Consider the following 21,902-nt stretch of genomic DNA (forward strand, 5'->3'; position numbering starts at 1 on the left):
GATCAGGTCTCCTGCGGCGGGCCGCCGACCGGGCTGCCGACCGCTGCCCGCAGGCGGCGGTAGCTGCGCCAGCCGCGGGTGTAGAGGCTCTCCGGCACCGGTCCGGTGACCGGCCCGTGGCCCATCGTCCAGTCCTGGAAGACGTGCTCGGGGGTGTCGTTGCGGACCATCAGCCGGCAGATCCGCATCGGGTCGTCGGCGGCCGAGCTGAACTTGTTCTCGACCGCGGTGGCCGAGGTCCAGCCGGCCTCCCGGACCCGGCGGCGCACGGCCGGGCTGGAGTAGCCGTGGGGGTAGGCGAAGGCGGTGACCTCGTGCCCGAGCACGTCCTCCAGCTGGTGCTTGGAGCCGGCGATCTCGTCGGCGCACTTCTGGCCGTAGACGGTGTCCAGCTGGGCGTGGGTCTGCGAGTGCCCGCCGATCTCGATGCCCAGCGCGTCCAGGGTGTTGACCTGGCGCCAGTTGAGCATCGGCGCCGGCGGCAGCAGGCTGCCGGTGGGGGTGCCGCCCGGCGGGTGGACGGCGCCGACGGTCACGTACAGGGTGGCCGACAGCCCGTGGTCGGAGAGGATCGGGGCGACCGTCCAGTAGAAGTCGGCGAAGCCGTCGTCGAAGGTGAGCACCGCGACCCTGGGCGGCAGCGGGGGCCCGCCGTGGATCGCGGCGACCAGCCGCCGCAGCGGCACCACGGACAGGCCGCTGTCCACGATCCGTTCGATCTGCTCGCGGAACACCCGCGGGGTGACGGTGTAGGGGGCGATCCAGGAGGGCGGGTCGTCCGACACCGAGTGGTAGAGGAAGACGGGTACCGGGATCATCTCGGGCTCCTCGGCGAACGCCTCTCGGCCGCGGGTTCCGCGGTGCCGGTGGCACCACCGGCGGCGCCGGCCAGGAGGCTGCCGGCGCGGCCCGACGTGTAGCCGAGCACGGTGATTCCCACCCCGGCGCAGAGCGTGCCCGCGGTGCGGAACCGGGCGTGCAGGACGCTGCGCACGATCGCGGCCGGCACGGTGCGCCGCAGGTAGCGCCGCTCGTCGGAGAGGGCCGCGCGGGGCCCCGCGTGCCGCGCCACCATGGCCTTTGAACGGCCTTCGGCGTAGCAGCGGGAGCTGAAGTAGGACCAGGTGGTCCTGGTCGGGGGCACGTGGTGGCGGACCACCGCGGCGGGCTCGAAGCGCAGTTCGGCGTGCGGGTGGCGGGCGGCGATCCGCAGGCAGAGCTCGGTCTCCTCGCAGCCCAGCGGCTTGGTGCCGACCCGGCCGAGGTCGACCCGGAAGCCGCCCGCCTCGAGGACGTCGGCGCGCCGGAAGGACATGTTCGCGCCGGTGAAGTTGCGCACCCGGGCCGGGGCCCGCGGCGAGCCGTGGTACGAGCAGCCGACCACCCAGTCGAACTCGGGCGGGAACCACTCGGGCCGGCCGCTCTCCCACCAGGCCCGCACCAGCCCGCCCACGCCCAGCACCGCCGGGTCGCGGTAGCCGGCCAGCAGGCGCAGCGTCCACTGCGGGTCGGCGACCGCGTCGTCGTCGAGGAAGGCGACCACCTCGCCGGTGGCGGCCGCGACGCCGGTGTTGCGGGCGCCGGACAGGCCGCGCTGCAAGGAGTTGGCGATCACCTGCACGCCCGGCAGCTGCCGGGCGGCGCGCTCGGCGAGCGCGGGGCAGTGGTCGACCACCAGCAGGAGTTCGTCGGGCGGGCGGCGCTGGGCGCGCACCGAGGCGACGGCGGCGGAGAGGTCCTCCCACCGGTCCAGGGTGTACGCGCAGATGACGACGGACAGGGTGGGCCCGCGGTCGTCGGGTCGGGCGGTCCTGGGGGTCATGACGGCCTCCGGTCGGGTGAGGGCAGCCAGCGGGGCATGGTGACCAGCAGCGGCAGGCCGAGCGCGCATCCGGCGATCAGCCACGCGAAGCCGACGCCGGTCAGGCCGAACGCGGGCAGCAGGGCGCCGACCAGGACGATGACCAGGACGGCGAAGGTGAACTGCAGGGCGATCAGCCAGCGCAGGGCCCGGCGGACCCGGCACACCTCGATCGCGACGCTCAGCAGCACGTTGGGGAGGGCGGACAGCACCATCAGCCGCAGCACGGTGGTGCCGGCCGCGGAGTAGCCGGGACCGAACAGGCGCAGGATCCACGGCGCGGCCGCGATGACCACGGCCGTGGCGCCGAGCAGCAGCAGGCCGGTGTGGCGCAGCGTCCGACGGGCGTGCTCGGCCAGCCGCTCGGGGGCCCGGGCCGCCTCGACGACCAGCGAGCTGCCCATGCTGTAGGCGGCCACGTAGAGCGTGTCGGCGATGATCCAGGCGAGCGAGTAGTAGGCGTTCTGCTCGGCGCCGAGGTGGTTGAGCACCATCAGCGGGACCACGCTGTAGGCGGCGATGCTGGACAGGTTGCCCAGGTAGTCGGCGGTCGCGTAGCGGAACACCCGGGCCGGGGCGGGCGCGCCCGCCCGGTCGGCCCGCTGGTGGGCCGGCACCGCGCGGCGGAACAGCACCAGGTTGGTCACCACGATCGACACCAGCAGTCCGGCCGACCAGGAGACCAGGATCCCGGTGCCGAGCGCGAGCAGCGCGCACAGCGCCAGCACGCCGGTCTTGGCGACCGCGAAGAGCGCGTTCTCGCCCAGCACCCAGCCGGTGCGGCGCAGTCCGGTGAGGGCGCCGTCCTGGAGGACGAAGACCGAGTACCCGGCGGTGGCCGCGACGAAGGCGACCGCCAGCACCGGCTCCCGCAGGTAGGCCAACCCCGGGGCGACGACCGGGACCAGCAGCAGGAACACCACGGCGGCGAGGGCGCTGGCCCCGGCGCTCACGGCGTAGCAGCGCAGCACCAGCGAGCGGGTGTGCCGGCCGGCCGCCGGGACGAACCGCACCAGGACGTTGCCCAGGTTGAAGCTGCCGAGCGCGGACAGCAGGGTGGCCGCCGACAGCGCCGCGTAGCTGCGGCCGACGACCTCCGCGCTGAACCAGCGGGTGGAGAAGATCCAGAACAGCGATCCCAGCGCCGCGGCCAGCACCGTGCTGGCCACCAGGATGTGCCCGTTGCGCAGCAGCGGCTCCCCGGCCGGGGCCGGGCGGGCGGCCCGCACCCTGGCGCGCAGCAGCACGAGGTACGAGCACTCGCAGGGCAGCGGCTCGGGGCACGAGCACGGCCGGGCGGCGGCCCTGGTGGCGGCCGCACGGGCGCTGAGACCGGAGGTCACGACGGTTCGCCCGCCCTGGTGCCGCGCTGCTCCCAGCGGCTCAGCAGGTAGCTGGGCGGTCCGCAGACCAGGCCGCGGAACTCGGCCAGGCCGAACGGCGCGGGCGGGCGGCGGCCGGCTCCGCCCGAGTCGCCGGAGCGGTCGGAACGGTCGGAGCGGTCGGAGCGGTCACGGCTGCGGCGGAACACCTTGGCGATGCCGCGGGGCACCTCGCGCAGGACGGTGGCCAGCAGGCCCGGGCGGCGGACGAGCAGGGCGGTCAGGTAGGCGCCGTAGCCGACACCGAAGCCGTAGACCTGGGCGGTGAGACCGGCCAGGTCGCGCCGGTGGCGGTGCCAGACGATGGCGTCCGGCCGGTAGGCGAGGGTGTGGCCGTCGGCCAGGACCTGGTGGAAGGCGAGCAGGTCCTCGCCGCCGCGGGTCCTGGTGCCGGCGCCGGTCGCGGGGTCGAAGCCGCCCATGGCGCGCAGCAGATCGGTACGGAAGGCCATGTTGGCACCGGTGCCGAAGCCGCCCACCGCGAGCGGGAGGAGCGGGTCGGGGCGTTCGCGCAGCGACCAGCTGCGGGGGGTGAAGCCCTTGGTGTAGCCGCCGTACCGTTCGAAGGCGGCCTGCGCCTCGGTGTCCAGCTCGGCGGGCAGCACCAGGCCGGTGACGCAGCCGATCCGCGGGTCGGAGCGGAAGGCCGCGACCATCGCGGAGACCCAGCCGGGGTCGGTCAGCGCGTCGTCGTCGGTGAAGGCGCAGATCTCGCCGCGGGCCGCGGCCAGTCCGGCGTTGCGGGCCCGGGCCAGGCCGGGCGCCGGCTCGCACAGGCGGCGCACCCGGCCGGCGTACCGGGAGCGCAGCAGCCGCTCGGTGCTGTCGTCGGTGGGCGCGTTGTCCACCACGATCACCTCGGTCCGCGGGTGCGTGGTGCGCAGCACGGCGTCCAGGCAGGCGCCCAGCTGGTCGGCGCGGTCGCGGGTGCAGACGATCACGCTGACGGACAGCAGGTCGTCGGCGGGCGCGGGCGGCGGGGTGGGGGTGGTCCGGGCCGGGGTCGCAGCGGGCATCGGGGTGGCGGCGGGCATCGGGTTCGCAGCGGGCGCCGGGGGCGACGTCGGGGTCGGAGTCGGGTCGCGGTAGGCGGCCAGGTCGCGGTAGGCGGCCTCGACCACCGCGGCGGGCAGCCCCGCCGGGTCACCGGCCCGGCCGGTCGCGGTGACCAGCCCGAGCGGGTGCCCGTCCCGCCGGACCAGGGCCAGCGCCCGGCCCGCGGAGGGGGTCCGCAGGTCGCCGGGGGTGTGCAGCTCCTGCGGCCGGTCGAGGTCCAGCTCGACCACCTGGGTGGGGGCGGCGAGCGGACGGTGCGGTGAGGTCATCACGGGCTACTTCCCGGTCCGGACACCGCGCTGGTGCCAGACGCTCAACAGGTAGCTGACGGGCCCGTACATCAGGCCCCGGAACTCGAGCCGGCCGAGCCCGGCGAGCGACTCGCGGACCGCGGGGGCGGAGGGGGCGTCCTGCACCCGGCGCCGGCGGGCCGCCTGCCACTGCCACAGGCCGCGCGGCAGCCGGCGGACCAGACCGACCAGCACCTCGGGCTGGTGGGAGACGGCGGCCGCCAGGTAGGCGCCGAAGCCGACGCCGAAGTTGAACACCTGGGAGGTGAGCGCCGCCATGGTCCGCGGGTGCGGGTGCCAGACGATGGCGTCCGGCTGGTAGGCCACGGTGTGGCCGCCGCCCAGCACCCGGAAGAAGACCAGCAGCTCCTCACCGCCGCGGGCGGCGGTGCCGGCGCCGGTGGCGGGGTCGAAGCCGCCGATGCCGCGCAGCACGGTGGTCCGGAAGGCCATGTTGGCCCCCGAGCCGAACCGGCCCACGGAGAACCGCACCAGCGGGTCGTCCGGGCGCTCGCGCAGCGACCAGCTGCGGGCGGTGAAGCCGCGGGCGTAACCGCCGTACTCCTCCAGCGCGATCTGTGCCTCGGTGTCCAGCTCGGACGGCAGGACCAGGCCGGTCACGCAGCCGATCCGCTGGTCGGAGCGGAACGCCGCGGCCATCGCGGCGACCCAGCCGGCGTCGACCACCAGGTCGTCGTCGGCGAAGGCGCAGTACTCGCCGTGCGCGGCGGCCAGGCCGGTGTTGCGGGCCCGGGCCAGTCCGGGCACCGGCTCGCGCACGTACCGGACCCGGCCGGCGTAGCGGGAGCGGACCAGCCGCTCGGTGGCGTCGCTGGTGGGCGCGTTGTCCACCACGATCACCTCCAGCCGGGGGTACGGCGTGCGCAGCAGCGAGTCCAGGCAGCGCGGCAGCAGGTGCGGGCGGTCCCGGGTGCAGACGATCACGCTGACCGAGGCGGGTGCGGCAGCGGCGACGGGCGCCCGGCCGGTGCGGTCGGGCAGCGTGCCGGGGGTCGAGGTGGACAGGGCGGGGACGTGCAGTTCGCGATGAGCGGCATCGACCAGCGCCCGGCACAGCGCGGCGGACCCGCCCGCTGTTCCGGTGGCGGTGACCAGGCCGAGCGGGTGTCCGTGCAGTCGCACCAACGCCAACACGCGGCCGTCCGGGTCGGCCGGGCCGAGACCGCCGGGCGAGCGCAGCGCGCCCGGCTCGTCCAGGTCCAGTTCGGCCACCCGAACGGGGGTGTAGAGCGAATCGCGGGCGGCGGGGCAGGGGCAGGCAGCTGCGGTGCGCCGGTCGGAGCCATTCATCATCGCTCCTCCGAGGCGAGCGGAGCCGACACCTTGGCACCGGGACGTTCGGCTATCAGGGTGTGCAGCACCCGCCGGCCGTCGGAGACGGCATGCAGGTGCGAGCGACCGCTGCGGCGGGGGAGTTCGAGGCTCGGGACCTCGGCGAGGCGGAGGCCCGAGCGGAGGGCGTGCGCGATCATCTCGGCCTCGATCTCGAAGCCCGAGGAGCGCAGGTCCAGTTCGTCCAGGAAGCTGCGGCGGAAGGCGCAGAACCCGTAGCAGAGATCGGTCAGCCGGGCGCCGTACAGCCGGTTGACCACGGCCAGCAGCGCGCGGTTGCCGACCGACCTGATCCGGGTGAGGTCCAGCGAACCGCCGCCGCCCATGCACCGGGAGCCCTTGACGAAGTCGTAGCCGTTCGCCAGGAAGTGCAGGTAGTGCGGGATCTCGCCGGGCCACATCGAGCCGTCCGCGTCCATCATCACGATGAAGTCGCCGGTGGCGGCGGCGAAGCCGGTACGCAGTGCGTTGCCCTTGCCGCGGCCGACCTGGTCGACGTGGCGGACGGTGGGCAGGCAGTGCTTGGCCACCGAGACGGTGGCGTCGCTGGAGTCGCCGTCGACCAGGATGACCTCGTCGACGCAGCGCGGGATCTGCTCGAAGACCCAGGGGATGTTGCGGGCCTCGTTGTGCGCCGGGATGACCAGGCTGACGCTGTGGCTGACGGCGAAGTCGGAGGCTCTGCGCATCGGTGGCCGGGTGACGGGCCGGTCGGAGGCACGGCGCATCGGGCGGCCTTCGGGGCCCGGGTAGGGAAGGACGTTGTCAGGAGGCAGCGTGGTGCTCATCGCGGGCAGTCCCTTGGAAGGGCACCGGGCGCTCAGAGGCCCGGCACACGGGTACCTGACGGGGCGGGTGGATGCCCCGGGGGGGAAAGCGGAGACACGGGCCCCACCGGCGCCACGGGCTTCTGTCCTGCTCCCCCGAAGCCCCTCGGGTGCGCCGACCGGTCTCGGGCGCCGAAGCGCCGACACTTACAGCAACTGGCGTGATATGTACGTCCGCCGTGAGGCGGTGCCAGGGCTTCATCACATCAGCCGGGGCGGGGGGCGTCAAGGGGTTTTGTCCGATTTTTCTTACTTTGCGCTACCGGTAACGCTGGGTGACGCCTGCGGCGGGCCGGGCGGGGGTGGAGCGTTGGGGGTTCGCCGCGGGTCCTGGGCGGGTGGGGCTCAGGTCGTGGCGGGTGGGGAGTCCGGGGGTCGGGACGGGCGGCTCAGGCCTCGTGGGCGAGGTCCTGTTCGGGGAGGCTGGCCTCGGCGATGCGGCGGGCGATCTCGCCCGGGCGGACCGGGCGGCCGAAGTGCCAGCCCTGGGCCCAGTCGCAGCCCATCAGGCGGAGCCGTTCGGCGTCCGCGCGGCTCTCCACGCCCTCCGCGGTGACGGTCAGTCCGAGGGTGTGGGCGAGCGAGACCAGGCCGCTGACGATCCGCCAGCCCAGGTGGGTGTCCTTGGCCGGGTCGTGCAGGTCGCCGACGAAGGAGCCCGCGATCTTCAGCCCGGACACCGGGAGGTCGCGCAGGTAGGCCAGGTTGGACCAGCCGGTGCCGAAGTCGTCCACCGCGAGCGAGACGCCCATGTCCACCACCGCGTGCAGCGCCTTGAGCGCCTCGTCCTCGGGGCCGACCACGGTGGACTCGGTGATCTCCAGCTGGAGCATCGCCGGGTCGAGCCGGGTGCCGCGCAGGATCCGTTCGATGTCCCCGACCAGCCCGGCGTTGCGGGCCTGACGGACCGCCAGGTTGACGCTCAGCTTCGGCGCCCGACTGCCGAACCGGTCGACCCAGTCCGCGGCCTGACCGCACGCCTGCTCCAGCACCCAGCGGCCGAGCGGCATGATCAGCCCGGTCTCCTCGGCGACGCCGACGAACTCCTCCGGGCCGAGGACCCCGAGCTGCGGGTGGCGCCAGCGCACCAGCGCCTCGACCGCCACCAGCGAACCGTCCGCCAGGTCGACCATCGGCTGGTAGTCGATGAAGAACTCGCCCCGGTCGAGCGCGGACGGCATCCGCACGGAGACCGCGTAACGGCTGACCGCGCGGGCGTTCTCCTTCGGGTCGAACAGGGTCCAGCGGCCCCGGCCGGCCTCCTTGGCCCGGTAGAGCGTGAGGTCGGCGGCGCGGACCGCGGCGCCCGGCGTGGTGGTGGCGATCCGCCGCTCCAGCACCCCGACGCTGGCGCCGACCGCCAGCTTGTGGTCGCCGATCAGCACCGGTTTGGCCAGTGCCGCCAGGACGGTCTTGGCGGCCGCCACGGCCTCCTGCTCGCCCCGGCAGTTCTCCAGCAGCACCACGAACTCGTCGCCGCCCAGCCGGGCGACCATGTGGCCGAGCGGGGTCAGGGCGGCGTCCAGCCGGGCCGCCACGGCGGCCAGCAGCTGGTCACCCATGTCGTGGCCGAGGCTGTCGTTGACCACCTTGAAACCGTCCAGGTCGACGTAGCACAGGCCGAACCTGGCACCCGGCTCCGGATCCTCGAACAGCCCCTCCAGGCGTTCGAAGAAGGCCGCCCGGTTGGGCAGCCCCGTCAACGGGTCGTGGGTGGCCTGGTGGCGCAGCCGTTCCTGGAGCCGGTAGCGGTCGGTGATGTCCTCCAGCATCGCCACCTGGTACTGCGGCACGCCCTCCTCGTCGCGGATCAGCGACACCGTCAGGTGGGTCCACACCACCTCGCCGTCGTGCCGGTAGTACGGCTTGTCGAACTGGAAGTAGTCCCGCTTGCCGCTGATCAGGTCCTCGTACGCCTCCCAGACCCCCGGGGTGTCCTCGGGGTGGACGAGGTCGTTGACCCGGCGGCCCTGCATGTCCTGCGGGTCGGCGCCGAAGATCTCCTGGAGGGCGCGGTTCACGGCCAGGATGTTGCCCTCGGTGTCGCCGAGGCCGATCCCGATCGCGGCGCTCTCGAACAGGGCCCGGAAGCGGGCCTCGGAGGACCTCAGGGCCCGCTCGATCTCCTGCCGGGCGGTGTCCGCGGCCAGCCGGATGGCCTCCTGCTCTCGCAGCGTGCGTTCGCGCAGCGCGGCCGCCCAGCCGGCCGCGAAGGCCCCGCAGAGCGCGGGCCCGCGGCCGTCGCGCACCGGGAACTCCTGGAGCAGCTCGACGGCCCGGGCCAGCACCGCGGGGTCGGTGAAGTGCGAGTCGACCAGCATCGCGCCCGCCTGTTCGGCCGCGCGGGCGTCGAAGGGCTCGCCGTGCTGGGCCCGGTGGAGCAGCTCCGCCGTCCGGTCGGCCAGCCGGCTCAGGGTGCCGGGGTGCACCGCGCTGCCGTGGCCGGCGCGCAGCAGCCCGGACCAGGCGTCGTGGAAGGCGGGTCCGCTGCCGGCTCCCGCCTCCGACAGCTCCCCGCTCACGGCAGTCTTCCGACGCCGGCCACGCCGGTCATCCGCTCGGGGTGCGCGCCGACGGCGTCCGGCGCGTCCGGCCGCCACTCGGGCAGGTAGACCACGCCGGGTTCGAGCAGCTCGAAGCCCTCGAACAGCCCGGTGATCCGCTCGACCGGCCGCATGGTGAGCGGGGTCGGGGTGCGCTTGTAGAGGTCCTGGTGCGGGCCCGCCTGGTCCGGGCGGCCCTCCAGCGAGGCGTGCGAGAGCACCAGGGCGCTGCCCGGCGGCAGCGCGTCCCGCAGCTGTCGTACCAGCTTCTCCGGCTCGTCCTCGTCCTTGACGAAGTGCAGGACGGCGACCAGCAGCAGGACCACCGGCTCGCCCGGGGCCAGCAGCTCGACCACCTCGGGGCGGGAGAGCAGGTCCGGCACGTCCCGCAGGTCGCCCTCGATCACCGAGCTGAGTTCGTCGTCCTTGAGGATCAACCGGCTGTGCGCGACCGCGACCGGGTCCAGGTCGACGTACACCACCCGGGCGTCCGGCCGGATCGCCCGGGCGGCCTCGTGCACCGGGCCGAAGGTGGGGATGCCGGAGCCGATGTCCAGGAACCGGGTGTAGCCCTGCTCGGCGAGGTGCTGCACGGCGCGGCGCAGGAACGCCCGGTTGGCGCGCATGATCTGCGGCAGGTCGGGCCAGAGTTCCATCGCCTTGCGGGCCATCTCGCGATCGGCCTCGAAGTTGTGCGATCCGCCCAGGTAGTAGTCGTAGACCCGGGCCGCGTTCGGCTTGTCGAGATCCGTTCCGGCGGGCACCCAGTTCGGTTGCCGCATCACGGCACCCCTTCCGGCAATGGGAAAAGACAACAGGCCATAAAGATCTTCCTATCCTACGATCTTCTTTGCAAGTCGAGTTTGCAGCCCGGAGCGGTGCGGTGACCCGTCGTACCCGCACGGCCCGGCCCCCCGGAGCGGCCCTCGCACCGGCGCTCGCACCGGCACTCCCCCGCGCTCCCGCTGCCGCTCCCGCGACCTCGACGCACAATGGGGGCAAATGGCCGGAAGCATCGAGGACTACGCCCTCATCGGTGACCTCCAGACCGCCGCCCTGGTCGGCAGGGACGGTTCGGTCGACTGGCTCTGCCTGCCGCGGTTCGACTCCCCCGCCTGCTTCGCCGGGCTGCTCGGCGACGCCCGGCACGGCGCCTGGCGGCTGGCCCCCGTCGGCGGCGCCGAGTGCACCGGCCGCCGGTACCGGCAGCACAGCCTGGTGCTGGAGAGCGACTGGGAGACACCCGAGGGCGCCGTCCGGATCACCGACTTCATGCCGCACCGCGACCGGGTCCCGCAGCTGGTGCGGATCGTCGAGGGGCTGCGCGGCGAGGTCGCGATCCGCGGCGAGCTGCGGCTGCGGTTCAACCACGGCCGGGTCGCCCCCTGGGTGCGGCGCACCGAGCACCACCGGGTCGCCGTGGCCGGCCCCGACTCCGCCTGGCTGCGGGTCCCGCCCGGGGTGCACACCTACGGCCAGGACGGCGCCACCGTCTCCGAGTTCACCGTGCAGGCCGGCCGGCAGGTGCCGTTCGTGCTCACCTGGCAGCCCTCCCACCAGCACATGGCCTCCCGCACCGACCCCGGGCAGGCGCTGGAGCGCACGGTGCTGGCCTGGCGCGACTGGGCCGCCAACTGCCGCTACGCCGGCGAGTGGCAGGACGCGGTGCTGCGCTCACTCATCACCCTCAAGGCGCTCGCGTACGAGCCCACCGGCGGCATCGTCGCCGCACCCACCGCCTCGCTCCCCGAGCTGATCGGGGGCCGGCGCAACTGGGACTACCGCTTCTGCTGGCTGCGCGACTCCAGCATGACGCTGTCCGCCCTGCTCCGCAGCGGGTTCCGCGACGAGGCGGCCGCCTGGCGCAAGTGGCTGCTGCGGGCGATCGCCGGCGACCCGGGCGACCTGCAGACCGTCTACGGGGTGGCCGGCGAGCGCGGCCTGCCCGAGACGGTCGCCAACTGGCTTCCCGGATACCGAGATTCGGCGCCGGTGCGGTTCGGCAACGCCGCCGTCCACCAGCTCCAGCTCGACGTCTACGGCGAGGTGGTGGACACCCTGCACCTGGCCCTGCAGGCCGGCATCCCGATGGAGCGGCAGGTCTGGAGCCTGCTGCGCAGCCTGATGAGCTACCTGGAACGGCACTGGCCGGACCCGGACGAGGGGCTGTGGGAGGTCCGCGGCGGGCGACGGCACTTCGTGCACTCCAAGGTGATGTCCTGGGTGGCCGCCGACCGCGCCGTCCGGATGGCGGAGGCCACCGGCCTGCCCGCCCCGGTCGACCGCTGGCGCGCCATGCGTGACCAGGTGCACGCGGACGTCTGCGCCAACGGCTACCACCGGGGCCGCGGGGTGTTCGTCCAGCACTACGGCGGCAAGGAGTTGGACGCCGCCACCCTGTTCATCGTGAAGACCGGCTTCCTGCCGCCGGACGACCCGCGGGTGGTGCGCACCGTCGAGGCCGTCCGCACCGAGCTCGACCACGGCGGCTTCGTCCGGCGCTACCGCACCGGCCCGGACGCGGACGGCCTGCCGGGCTCCGAAGGCGCCTTCCTGGCCTGCTCGTTCTGGCTGGCCGACGCCCTGGTGGCGATCGGCCGGCGGGACGAGGCCCGCGAGCTGTTCACCCGCGTGGTGGCGCTCGGCAACGACCTGGGCCTGCTCTCCGAGCAGTGGGACCCGGCCGAACGGCGCCAACTCGGCAACACGCCGCAGGCGTTCACCCACGTGGCCCTGGTCAACTCGGCCTTCGCGCTGCTGGAGTCCTGAACCGGCCGCGCGCACGGTCCGCCGCGGTCCGGCGCCACGGCACGGAGGCGGCGGTGCGGGAGGGTGGTGCGGGGCGGTGGTGCGGGGCGGTGGTGCGGGGCGGTGGTGCGCCAGAATCGACCCCGTACGCATCACGAGCCCCTGGAGGAACCGGTGACCGCTCGGCCGACCATCGACGACGCGCAGCGCCGGACCCGGCTGGGGGTACGGCAGTTGCTGGCGCCGGCGCACCGGGCGGACACCCCCGAACGGGTGGCGCAGGCCGTGGTCGCGCTGCACGCGAGCGACCCGGCCAGCGTCTTCCTGTCGGCGGCCGCGCGCCTGGCGGAACCGGACCCGGTGGCCGCCGTGGAGCGGGCGCTGTACCAGGACGGCACGCTGGTGCGGATGCACGGCATGCGGCACACCCTGTTCGTGGTGCCGGCCGGCCTGGCGGCCACCGTGCAGGCGTCCACCACCCGCAAGGTGGCCGCCAAGGAGCGCCGCGGGCTCACCGAGTTCGCGGCCCGGGGCGGTTTCGACACCGACTGGCTGGCCGGCGTGGAGCGGGAGGTGCTGACCGCGCTCGCGGCGGCCGGCGAGGCGTCCGGCGCCCGGCTCGGCCAGCTGGTCCCGGGGCTGCGCGAGGGCATCGAGGTGGCGGTGGGCAAGCCGTACCAGGCGACCCAGACCGTCGGGGTGCGGCTGCTGCGGGTGCTCGGGATGGAGGGCACGATCGTCCGCCGCCGCCCGCTGGGCGGCTGGACCAGCGGCCAGCACCAGTGGGCGCCCCACCCGCCGTACCCCGAGGCCCCGGTCGCCGGGGCGCAGGCCGCGCTGGCCGCGCACTGGCTCGCCACGTACGGCCCGGCCACCGTGGAGGACCTGCGCTGGTGGACCGGCTGGGGGCTGCGCGAGGTCCGGGCGGCGCTCGCCGCCTGCGACGCGGTGGCGGTCGCGCTCACCGAGGGCGAGGGCTTCGTGCTGCCCGGGGACACCGGGGAGGTGGACGGGCCCGCGCCGTGGGTCGCGCTGCTCCCCGGGCTCGACCCCGCACCGATGGGGACCAGGTACCGGGACTGGTTCCTGCCCGACGCGCACGTGGCCGAACTCTTCGACCGCTCCGGGAACATCGGCCCGACGGTGTGGGTGGACGGCCGGATCGTCGGCGGCTGGGCGCAGCGGGCGGACGGCGAGATCCGCTGGGAACTGCTGGAGCAGGTCGGCCGGGAGGCGGAGTCGGCGATCGGCACCGAGGCCGCCCGGCTGCAGGACTGGGTCGGCGCGACCCGGATCACGCCGCGGTTCCGCACCCCGCTGGAGCGCCGGCTGTCGGCCTGAGGCGCCGGGGCCGGGCGGTCGCGGGCGGTCGGTCGCGGGCGGTCGGTCGCGTGCGGGAGCCCGGCCCCGCCGGAGCGGAGCCGGGCCGTTTCACCCGTACGGCGCAGCGGCCGCGTGGCCGGTCAGCCGGTCAGCCGGCCGTGCAGGTGAGCGTCGGGGCCGGGTTGGCGCCCGAGTAGGACGCCCCGAAGCCGAAGCCCGCCGTGCCGCCCGGCGCCAGCGCGCCGTTGTACCCGGCGTTGACCACGGTGACCGCCCGGCCGGCCTGGGTCAGGCCGCCGTTCCAGAGGTTGGTGACCTGCTGGTTCCCGGCCCAGGTCCAGGTGACCTTCCAGGAAGTGGTGGCCGCGGAGCCGGTGTTGGTGACGGTGACATCGGCGTTGAAGCCCGCACCCCAGTCGCTGCTGACGGTGTAGGTCGCCGCGCAGCCCGCGTTGCCGCCGCCCCCGCCGCTGCCCGCGCTCGTACTCACCACCAGGGCCGTCGAGAGCGCCGAGGCGTTGCCCGCCGCGTCCCGGGCCCGCACCGCGTAGCTGTACGCCGTCGAGGCGGTCAGCCCGCTGTCGGCGTACGAGGTGCCCGTGGTCGAGCCGATCTGCACGCCGCCCCGGTAGACGTCGTAGCCGGTGACGCCGACGTTGTCGGTGGCGGCCGCCCAGGCCAGCGACACGCCCGAGGAGGTGACCGCCGTCGAGCGCAGCGCGGTGGGGGCGGTCGGCGCGGTGGTGTCGCCGCCGCCGCTGCCGCCCAGGGGCGGGTAGGCGTTGCGCAGCAACTCCTGGAACTGGGCCGAGAACCAGTGCCCGGCCAGCGGGGAGTTCGGCAGCGCGCCGGACATCTGGTTGCCGTTGCGGGCGTTGCCGGTGTAGGTCGGGTCGCACATCCGGTCGAAGCCCTTGCCTTCGTCGTTGGCGATCTGCGAGCTGGCGCCGTCCGACTCACCCGGCGGCTTCACCCACACGTACGCGTCGACCCCGGGCTGCGGGGCCGCCGCGGGCCGCTCGCCGAGCCCGGCGCCGGACTGGTTGCACCAGTTGCCGGACTGGAACCGGCGGTCGATCCGGCCGCCGTCGACGTAACTGTCCACGCTGGTACGCGCCCCCGGTCCGGCGGGCCGCGCGGAGCCGCCCCAGCCGTTGCGGGAGGTGTCGATCAGCATCCCGACACCGGCGTCGAAGCCGGCCGCGACCGCCCGCTGCCGGAAGGCCTGGGCGTAGGAGAGCTCGTCGACGTACCGGTTCCAGTCGACCCACTTGCTCTGCCGCACGGAGGTGCCGTTGACGGAGTCGTCGATGGTGAAGTTCGGCTCCTTGAGCGCCGAGTAGTTGGCGGTGTTGACGACGAAGCCCTGGACGTTCGCGACCGTGCTGCCGGAGGAGGTGGCCGCCTGGTGCAGGAGCTGGACGGACGGGTCGAGGTTGGAGTCCCAGCCGAGCCAGCCGTGGTGTCCGGCGTCGATGTAGTTGTAGACGTTGGGCACGGCGCCGAGCTTGGCGAGCGCGTAGCCGACGCCGTTGACGTAGTTGCCGTTCGCCTTCATGGTGTCGCACTGCGGCGTCGCGGTCGCGGTGCCGCCGGCGTTGGTCACCAGGTTGGGCAGCGAGTCGATCTCGATGGTGTTGACGATCCGCAGTCCGGCGTACGCCGGGTCGGCCAGCGCGGCGGCGATCGGGTCGATGAACTCGCTCTTGTAGCGGCCGAGTTCGGTCGGCCCGAGTTCACCGTTCGAAGCCAGGGCGGCGCAGTCCCGGCCCGGCAGGTCGTAGATCACCAGCTGGACGACGAACGGCCGGCCGGCCGCCTGGGTGACGGCGGCGTCCAGGTGGGCGCGCAGCCCCATCGCGCCCGGACCGCCCTGGATGGCGGCGATCCGGTCCAGCCAGACGGCGGTGGGCTGGCCCGCCACCGCGCTTCCGCCGGGCTCGGCCGCCGCGTGGGCGGACCACTCGGGGTTCACGTAGACACCGGCGCCCGCGTACGGGTTGTCGACCCGGGCCGCGTCCACGGCCTGGGCCGATCCGGCTGCGGAGGTGGCGGGTCGGTCCGGCTGGGCGGCGGCCGCGGGCAGGACACCGGCGGCGGTGACGGCCGTGACGGCGAGGGCGGCGCGGAGTATGCGCAGGAGAGGGGATGGCACTTGGGGATCCCTTCGGGTGGGGGGGTGGATCCTGACGTGCGGTGCGGGGGTGGTGCCGGCGGTGGGAGCCGGTGGTGCGAAGTGGGAGCGCTCCCATCGTGCGTTCGTGCGATCCGGCGTCGTGCGGAGTGTGGACCGGGCCGGCGATCGCGGCGGCGCAGCCAGAACTCGCCCGTTCCGGGCGGGGGTTCTGAGCTCATCGCTTATCAAGCCATGCACGCGGTCAACCGTCAAGCGGTGCGGCAGAGTTCGGAAGGTGAAGGCGGGGTCTGGAGTGGGAGCGCTCCCGCCGCCCGTGCCGGCCACACCCGCCAGCCCCGCCGGCCGGGCCCGTTGCCGGACCCGGGAGCCCGGGTGGGTTCCGGCTTCGGCGTCAGGACCCGGCGGGCTCGGGCCGGCGGCCGTACTCGACGACCCAGCGCGAGCCGAGCAGCAGGATGTCGGCGGTCTCCACCGGCCGACCGGTGGCCTGGTCGTAGTGGGTGCGCTCGACGGCCAGCACCACCACCCCGGGCTGGACCGCGAGTTTCTGCGCCTCCTGGCGGGTGGCCTGACGGGCGCTCACCCGCTCGACCGGGAGGCCGACCTCGATCCCGATCACGGCCATCCGGTCGGCGATGCCGATACCGCCGTGCGGGCCGGCCTCCGGGAGGACGATCAGGCTGTTCCCGGTGACGGACATCGGCTCCCACGACTCGGTGAGCTGCACCGGCACCCCGTCGGCGAGATGGACGTACCCGGTGTGCACCACCGGCTCGCCGACCGCGATGCCGAGCCGGGCGGCGATCGCCGCGTCCGCCCTGGCCGTCGAGGACTCGGTGCGGCGGGTCGCCTCCACCCCCTGCTCGGCGAGCATCGCCCGGATGGGCGATCCCCGCCCCGGGCCGACCCGCTGATGCCGCACCAGGAACGTCGGCGGCTCCTGCGACTGGACGAAGTAGCCGGCGCCGGGCTTCGCCACCACCAGGTTCTCCTCGATCAGGATGCCGTACGCCCGCTGGGCGACCCCGCCCGAGTAGCCGTACTCGTCGGCCAGTTCGCTGATCGACGGGAGGCGTTCGCCTGCCACCACCCCACCATCGACGATCCGGGCGCGCAGCTCGTCCGCGATGCGGAGGTACGGCGGGGTGTCCGTCACGGAGTCCCTCTCTACTGCATCGGTATGACCTGGGTGACACGGTAGCGCGGGTGGGGGTACTGTATCGATACTGTTCAACCGTACCTATAGGGGAGCTCGGTGCAGATCAGTGCGCGCGCGGCCGCTCTGCGGAGTGCCATCGAACGGGCCACCGGGGAGCCGGCCGCCGCGCACCGCACCGAAGCGGGCCTGCGGATCAGCGCACCCGTCCCCGCCGACTGCGGCCCCGAGCGGTGGGCCGACATCCTCGGCGCCATCACGGTGGCCGACCGCTGGGGCGCGTCCGGCGCCGCAGGGCTGACCCAGATCTGGGTCGAGATCCAGGAGGACCTGTGACCACCCGCCAACTCCCCTGCCCCGCAACGGGATCCGGCCCCGGCGGCGCGCCATGACCGAGCACCGCTGGAAGCCTGGCCGCTATCAGGTCGACCGGTTCCCGCCCGACGCCCTGGGCCGGGTGCTCTGGGGCATCCGCGACCTCCACCACGGCGGCGCATGGGTGGAGACCGCCGGCGAGCTGGAGCGCTACTCGCTCCAGGGCAGCGCCGAACAGTGGATCCGGGCCCGCCGGTACGTCGACGAGGGGCGGGCCCGTGGCTGAACCGAGCAGCGCCACGGGGCCGGCCGCCGTGGCCGAACGGGCGCCCACCGAACGGACCATGGGGTACTGCGTAGACTGTCGCGACTACGTGCTCGGCCGCCCGGTCCGCGCGATCAACGACCGGGCCGAGGCGGTCGACCAGCACCTGCGCTGCCCGGCCCCGGCCGGCCCCGCCGGGCGGGGGCCCTTGCAGCGGCCCGGGCGGGGCCGGTAGGGACCGGACGGGTCAGCGCAGGCGGGCGTCGGCCGCGAGTGACTCGACCAGTTCCTCGACCCGCTTCTCGGGCAGGCCACGGGAGGCGAACCAGGCACCGACGTTGCGCACGTCCCGCTCCAGGAAGGAGAGTCCGCGCGGGTTGGCGATCACGTCCACGATCTGCGGCACATCGATGATCACCAGCCGTCCCCGGTGGACCAGGATGTTGTAGGCGGACAGGTCGCCGTGCGCGTACCCGCCGACCGCGAACAGCGAGAGGCTCCGGCCGAGCTGCTCCCAGAGGTCCTCGATATCGGCCTCCTCGGCGCGGAGTTGGGCCAGCCGGGGCGCGGCGGCGCCACCCGTGTCACCGACGAACTCCATCAGGATCTCGGTCCCGGTGATCTGCACCGGGTACGGGACGGCGACCCCGGCCGACCAGAGCCGGCACAGCGCCCCGAACTCGGCCGCCGCCCACTGCCCGGCGATCGCCTCCTTGCCGAACGCGGTGCGCTTGGCCATCGCGCGGGACACCCGGGACTCCTTGTGCTGGCGGCCCTCCAGGTAGCCGGAGTCGCGGTGGAACATGCGGTGCTGGGCGTCCCGGTAGCGCTTCGCGGCCATCAGCGTGCGCCGCTCGGTGCCCGGCACCGCGCGTTCCAGCAGGAAGACGTCGGCCTCCTTGCCGGTCTTCACGATGCCGAGTTCGGTGTCCACGGCGGCCAGTTCGGTCACCACCCAGTCGGGGCGCGGCTCGGGCCCCTTCTCGGTGGGGGTGGACCGGTCCCAGGTGGACCAGCGGTCGCCCTCGGCGGGGCCGTCGGTCACCGGGGCGGTCGCGAAGTCGTCCGATTCCTCCGGGAGTTCGGCCTGCTCGGAGGGGAAGTACTCGGGTTCGTAGTCGTCGAACCGGTCGGACCGGCGGCCGCGCCGGGCCCCGCCCTTGGGGCGGATACGGGAGAAGGAATCGCTGTCGGCAAAGCGCTCGCGCACTGCGGTGGCTCCTGAGGAGTGGCCCACCGGGGCGCGTCCGGTACGACGCGCTGTCAGCCGGTGGGGAGATGACGTACGAGGAGGGCGTATGGCGCGCACACCAAGGCGCGCCGCGACACGGCGGCAACCATCCGGACACACCTCCTCGACATCGGGCCCTCGCACAGGATCCGCGAGAACGTCAGTACCCTAGCCGCCCGGCCCCACGGCGCAACCCATTTATTCGCGACCGCCGCGCTGAAGCCGTCCGGCGAGGCCGGATCCCCGGCGGCCATGCGGTTGGATGGCCGTATGCCGAGGACCGGAGCCGTGGACATCCCCCGCAGGCCGAGCATCGACGCGGTACTGCTCACGATGAACGACCGGGCCGCCGAACTCCGTGCGGCCGTGGACTCGTTGCACGCGCAGCGCGAGGTGGATCTCCGGGTGGTGATCGTCGGCAACGGCTGCGTGCCGGACCTGGTCCCACCGGGGGTCGAGGCGGTGTCGCTGCCGGAGAACCTGGGCATCCCCGGCGGCCGTAACGTCGGCGCGGAGGCGTTCGGCGGCATGGGCGCTGAAGCCGGTGCGGGCGCCGGTGCGGGCGAGTTCATCCTGTTCTTCGACAACGACGCCGTGCTGCCGGCTCCGGACACGCTCGCCCGGCTCGCCGCCGAGTTCGAACGGCATCCGCTCGCCGCCTACGTCCAGCCCCGGATCATGGACCCCGCCACCGGCACCACGCTCGGTCGGTGGGTGCCGCGGCTCCGGTCGAAGGACGCGGCCAGGCCCGGCGTCGTCACCGTGATGGCCGAGGGAATCGTGCTCGTCCGCCGGGCCGATTTCGAGGCCGTCGGCGGCTGGCCCGGCCACTTCTTCCTGTTCCACGAGGGCATCTGGCTCGCCTGGCACCTCTGGGACGCGGGCCGGATCGGCTGGTACGCGGCGGACGTCCGGGTGCACCACCCCGCGACCGATCCCGCCCGGCACGGGCCGTACTACCGGATGGTGGCGCGCAACCGGGTCTGGGTCGCCCGGCGGCTGCTGCCGCTCCCGCTGGTCCCGGTGTACCTCGGCGTCTGGACGGTGATCAGCAGCTGGCGGTTCCGGTCCTCCGGGAATCTCGGGGTCTGGTACCGCGGCCTGGCCGAGGGGTTGCGCGGGGACCGGTCGGAGCGCCGGCCGATGAGCTGGCGGACGGTGTGGCGCCTGACCCGGGCGGGCCGGCCTCCGATCGTCTGAGCTGGTTCCTGGCCTGGTCGGCCGCGCCGGCCGCCGGGCCGCCGGGCCCGCTCAGGCCGGGAACAGCCAGCGGCGGAGCAGCCGGGTGACGGCGGGCAGGGCGAGGTAGGTCATCAATGTGCTGATCAGCGGCGCGAGCAGCAGGGTGCGCAGGACCACCGGCAGGCCGGCCAGGTGCGGGGTGAGCAGCAGGTTCGCGGTCAGGGTCAGCGGGGCGATCGCCACCGTGGAGGCCACTGCCATCTTCCAGCGGGCCGGCGGGGTGCGCCGGGCCCCGGTCGGGGTGGTCGCGAACCAGCCTTCCATGCCGTGGAGTTCGCGTCGGGCGACCTCCACGTGGTGACCGTCCACCCGGGCGAAGCAGGCCGCCCGGGCGGGTGAGGCCTGCCAGGCGCGGAACGCCTCGGCGTCGCGGAAGTGCAGCAGCAGGTGCCACGGATCGCCCGCGGCGGCCGGACGGAGCAGCCCGGTGCCCAGGTTGCCCGGGTGGTCGGCGGCGGCACCGAGGATGCCCGCGGCCCAGGACTCGAAGGACTCCTCATGCCCGGGGTCGACCCGCCGGGCCACGAACAGCGTGACCTCCTCGCCCTGCTCGTCCGCCGCGCTCTCGACGCCCTGCGCCACCGCCATGCCGCTCTCCCCCCATTCGCTCGCGGGCGCCCGGTCGTAGGCGTCCGGTCGCTCCTGGCGGGCAGGCTACGGGGTCGGGGCGGCCTGCGTCGGAGCCGTCCGGGGAGCGAGTCCGCCGGGTGCCGCAGCCCGTTCGGGTGGCTACGGTCGGTGGCGGGTCGCGGGTAGCAGGCAGCGGGTGGCTGCGGCGCTGCTCGGGCTCCGCCGCGGCGGAGCGCCGTAGCGTGGGCCGGGCGGGCTGTGCAGGGCCGTACCGTGCAGGGACGGGCCTGGTGACGGGAGGGAGCAGCCGTGTTCGAGGCGTTCGACCGCAGCGGGACGGGGAGCAGCAAGTGGGCCCGAGCCGGGACGGGGCGGATCGCGCTCGGCCTGGCGGACATGGACCTGTCCGGTCCGCCGGCCGTGGGTGCGGCGCTGGCTGCCCGCGCGGGGCACCGCGCCTTCGGGTACACGGTGTGCGATCCGGGTGGGCGGCAGCTGGTGGCCGCGTGGTACCGGCGCCGGCACGGGGTGGAGGTGGACCCGGACTGGGTGCTGCTGCTGCCGTTCGGGCCGCGGACCGCCGTCCGGCTGCTGCTGGAGGCCGCGGCGCCGCGCGGTCCGGTGGTGTTCGGGTCGCCGGAGTGGGGCGGGTTCGGGCCGGTCTGCCGGGCCGCCGGGCTGCCGTACCGGGAGGTGCCGTTGATCCCGACCGAGGACGGCTACCGGCTGCCGCTGGCGGAGTTCACCCGGCTGCGGCCGGGGGCGGTGCTGGTGAGCAGCCCGCACAACCCGTCCGGGCGGCTGTGGCAGGCGGCGGAGATCCGGGCGCTGGCCGAACTCGCGGCGCAGTGCGGCGGGTTGCTGATCTCGGACGAGGTCCACGGCGACCTGGTCCATCCCGACGCGGGTGCCCGGCACCCGGTGGCCGTCGCGGTGGCGGCGGGTGCGGGGCCCGGCGCGGGGCGCGGGGCGAGCGCCGGCGGTGGGTCGGCCGAGGCGGTCCGCTGCACGGTGACGCTCAACTCGGTCGGCAAGACGTTCAACACTTCGGGCATCCCGAGCTGCTTCGCGCTGGTCCCGGACGAGCGGCTGCGGGAGCGGCTGGTTGCGGTGATGGCCGGATACGGCCTGTGGGAGGGCGGCCTGCTGGAACAGGTGGCGCAGCGGGCGGCCCTGGCGGAGGGCGAGGAGTGGCTGGAGGGGCTGCTGAGACACCTGGTGGCAGCCCGGGACCTGGCGCTGACCGCCCTCGGCGACGGGGACGGCGGGGGCGGCGGGCACGGCGGTGCGGTACTGGCCCGGCCGCAGGCCTCGTACCTGCTGTGGCTGGACGCGGCCGCACTGGGCCGGCGCGCCGGGCTCGCCGCCGACCTGCCACCCGATCGGACGCGCGCGGCGCTGCTCACCCAGCGTGATGTCGAACTGGCGGACGGATCCGACTTCGGCGCCGCCGGGCACGGCCGCCTCCGGCTCAACTACGCGCTGCCGCTGGCCCGGCTGCGGCTCGCGCTCACCCGGCTGACCAGCGCCGAAGGACTCTGAGCGGCGGCAAGGTTTGCCACGTTGCAGACTGAGCAGGAAGAACCGGGCGCGAGTCGCGAAC

At 74.5% G+C, this 21,902-nt stretch carries 19 protein-coding genes; 7 read left to right on the forward strand and 12 right to left on the reverse strand.

Annotation, left to right across the window (positions count from 1 at the left end):
- Positions 1 to 2: 2 nt before the first annotated feature.
- The 8 genes from ABT014_RS00195 to ABT014_RS00230 form a co-directional block, all read right to left on the reverse strand.
- Positions 3 to 818 (reverse strand): polysaccharide deacetylase family protein, encoded by an 816-nt coding sequence (locus ABT014_RS00195; protein WP_350635135.1) that lies wholly within the window; start codon positions 816 to 818, stop codon positions 3 to 5.
- Positions 815 to 1,822: a glycosyltransferase family 2 protein gene (locus ABT014_RS00200; RefSeq protein ID WP_350635136.1), complete on the reverse strand. Its 1,008-nt coding sequence runs from the start codon at positions 1,820 to 1,822 to the stop codon at positions 815 to 817. Before ABT014_RS00200 ends, ABT014_RS00195 begins: the two co-directional genes overlap by 4 nt.
- The gene (locus ABT014_RS00205; protein WP_350635138.1) at positions 1,819 to 3,204 is read right to left on the reverse strand and encodes a lipopolysaccharide biosynthesis protein; all 1,386 of its coding nucleotides are present in this window, start codon (positions 3,202 to 3,204) and stop codon (positions 1,819 to 1,821) included. The genes ABT014_RS00200 and ABT014_RS00205 overlap by 4 nt, the downstream gene beginning before the upstream one ends.
- Positions 3,201 to 4,568, reverse strand: a complete 1,368-nt coding sequence (locus ABT014_RS00210; RefSeq protein ID WP_350635140.1) for a glycosyltransferase family 2 protein — start codon at positions 4,566 to 4,568, stop codon at positions 3,201 to 3,203. Before ABT014_RS00210 ends, ABT014_RS00205 begins: the two co-directional genes overlap by 4 nt.
- Positions 4,569 to 4,574: 6 nt before the next feature.
- Complete coding sequence (locus ABT014_RS00215) at positions 4,575 to 5,900, reverse strand: glycosyltransferase family 2 protein (protein ID WP_350635142.1); 1,326 nt, start codon at positions 5,898 to 5,900, stop codon at positions 4,575 to 4,577.
- Positions 5,900 to 6,631: a glycosyltransferase family 2 protein gene (locus ABT014_RS00220; RefSeq protein WP_350635143.1), complete on the reverse strand. Its 732-nt coding sequence runs from the start codon at positions 6,629 to 6,631 to the stop codon at positions 5,900 to 5,902. The genes ABT014_RS00215 and ABT014_RS00220 overlap by 1 nt, the downstream gene beginning before the upstream one ends.
- Positions 6,632 to 7,158: 527 nt before the next feature.
- Entirely contained in the window at positions 7,159 to 9,291 is a 2,133-nt protein-coding gene (locus ABT014_RS00225) for a putative bifunctional diguanylate cyclase/phosphodiesterase (RefSeq protein WP_350635145.1), read from the reverse strand.
- A complete protein-coding gene (locus tag ABT014_RS00230; protein ID WP_350635147.1) occupies positions 9,288 to 10,094 on the reverse strand; it encodes an SAM-dependent methyltransferase in 807 nt (268 codons plus the stop codon). Before ABT014_RS00230 ends, ABT014_RS00225 begins: the two co-directional genes overlap by 4 nt.
- A gap of 220 nt (positions 10,095 to 10,314) precedes the next feature.
- Between ABT014_RS00230 and ABT014_RS00235 the strand changes: the two genes are divergently transcribed.
- Positions 10,315 to 12,081 carry a glycoside hydrolase family 15 protein gene (locus ABT014_RS00235; protein ID WP_350635149.1) on the forward strand — a complete coding sequence of 589 codons (1,767 nt, stop codon included), beginning with the start codon at positions 10,315 to 10,317 and terminating at the stop codon, positions 12,079 to 12,081.
- Positions 12,082 to 12,234: 153 nt separating this feature from the next.
- Positions 12,235 to 13,401, forward strand: coding sequence for a winged helix DNA-binding domain-containing protein (locus tag ABT014_RS00240; RefSeq protein ID WP_350635151.1), 1,167 nt, complete (start codon positions 12,235 to 12,237; stop codon positions 13,399 to 13,401).
- Between the two features lie 130 nt (positions 13,402 to 13,531).
- Here the strand turns inward: ABT014_RS00240 and ABT014_RS00245 are convergent, their stop codons facing one another.
- Both ABT014_RS00245 and ABT014_RS00250 read right to left on the reverse strand, forming a co-directional pair.
- Positions 13,532 to 15,538 carry a glycoside hydrolase family 6 protein gene (locus ABT014_RS00245; protein WP_502894796.1) on the reverse strand — a complete coding sequence of 669 codons (2,007 nt, stop codon included), beginning with the start codon at positions 15,536 to 15,538 and terminating at the stop codon, positions 13,532 to 13,534.
- Positions 15,539 to 15,911: 373 nt separating this feature from the next.
- Positions 15,912 to 16,676, reverse strand: a complete 765-nt coding sequence (locus ABT014_RS00250; protein ID WP_350635153.1) for a GntR family transcriptional regulator — start codon at positions 16,674 to 16,676, stop codon at positions 15,912 to 15,914.
- Positions 16,677 to 16,775: 99 nt separating this feature from the next.
- Here ABT014_RS00250 and ABT014_RS00255 point away from each other — a divergent pair, with 99 nt between their 5' ends.
- Genes ABT014_RS00255 through ABT014_RS00265 form a run of 3 tightly spaced genes read left to right on the forward strand, consistent with a single transcriptional unit; the run spans position 16,776 to position 17,491 of the window.
- Positions 16,776 to 17,012, forward strand: a complete 237-nt coding sequence (locus ABT014_RS00255; RefSeq protein WP_350635155.1) for a hypothetical protein — start codon at positions 16,776 to 16,778, stop codon at positions 17,010 to 17,012.
- A 52-nt stretch (positions 17,013 to 17,064) separates the two neighbouring features.
- Entirely contained in the window at positions 17,065 to 17,277 is a 213-nt protein-coding gene (locus ABT014_RS00260) for a hypothetical protein (protein WP_350635157.1), read from the forward strand.
- On the forward strand, positions 17,270 to 17,491 hold the full coding sequence (locus tag ABT014_RS00265) for a hypothetical protein (RefSeq protein WP_350635159.1): 222 nt from the start codon (positions 17,270 to 17,272) through the stop codon (positions 17,489 to 17,491). The genes ABT014_RS00260 and ABT014_RS00265 overlap by 8 nt, the downstream gene beginning before the upstream one ends.
- Before the next feature lie 12 nt (positions 17,492 to 17,503).
- Here the strand turns inward: ABT014_RS00265 and ABT014_RS00270 are convergent, their stop codons facing one another.
- Positions 17,504 to 18,466, reverse strand: a complete 963-nt coding sequence (locus ABT014_RS00270) for a serine protein kinase RIO (RefSeq protein WP_350635160.1) — start codon at positions 18,464 to 18,466, stop codon at positions 17,504 to 17,506.
- A 291-nt stretch (positions 18,467 to 18,757) separates the two neighbouring features.
- On the opposite strand from ABT014_RS00270, the gene ABT014_RS00275 reads away from it, so the two are divergent.
- On the forward strand, positions 18,758 to 19,687 hold the full coding sequence (locus ABT014_RS00275) for a glycosyltransferase family 2 protein (protein ID WP_350635162.1): 930 nt from the start codon (positions 18,758 to 18,760) through the stop codon (positions 19,685 to 19,687).
- 51 nt (positions 19,688 to 19,738) lie between these two features.
- Here ABT014_RS00275 and ABT014_RS00280 read toward each other — a convergent pair whose 3' ends face one another.
- Positions 19,739 to 20,317, reverse strand: coding sequence for an antibiotic biosynthesis monooxygenase (locus ABT014_RS00280; protein ID WP_350635164.1), 579 nt, complete (start codon positions 20,315 to 20,317; stop codon positions 19,739 to 19,741).
- Positions 20,318 to 20,608: 291 nt separating this feature from the next.
- Between ABT014_RS00280 and ABT014_RS00285 the strand changes: the two genes are divergently transcribed.
- Positions 20,609 to 21,841 carry an aminotransferase class I/II-fold pyridoxal phosphate-dependent enzyme gene (locus tag ABT014_RS00285; protein WP_350635166.1) on the forward strand — a complete coding sequence of 411 codons (1,233 nt, stop codon included), beginning with the start codon at positions 20,609 to 20,611 and terminating at the stop codon, positions 21,839 to 21,841.
- Positions 21,842 to 21,902 lie beyond the last annotated feature (61 nt).

The organism is Kitasatospora sp. NPDC094015 (assembly GCF_040304075.1).
GTDB lineage: Bacteria > Actinomycetota > Actinomycetes > Streptomycetales > Streptomycetaceae > Kitasatospora.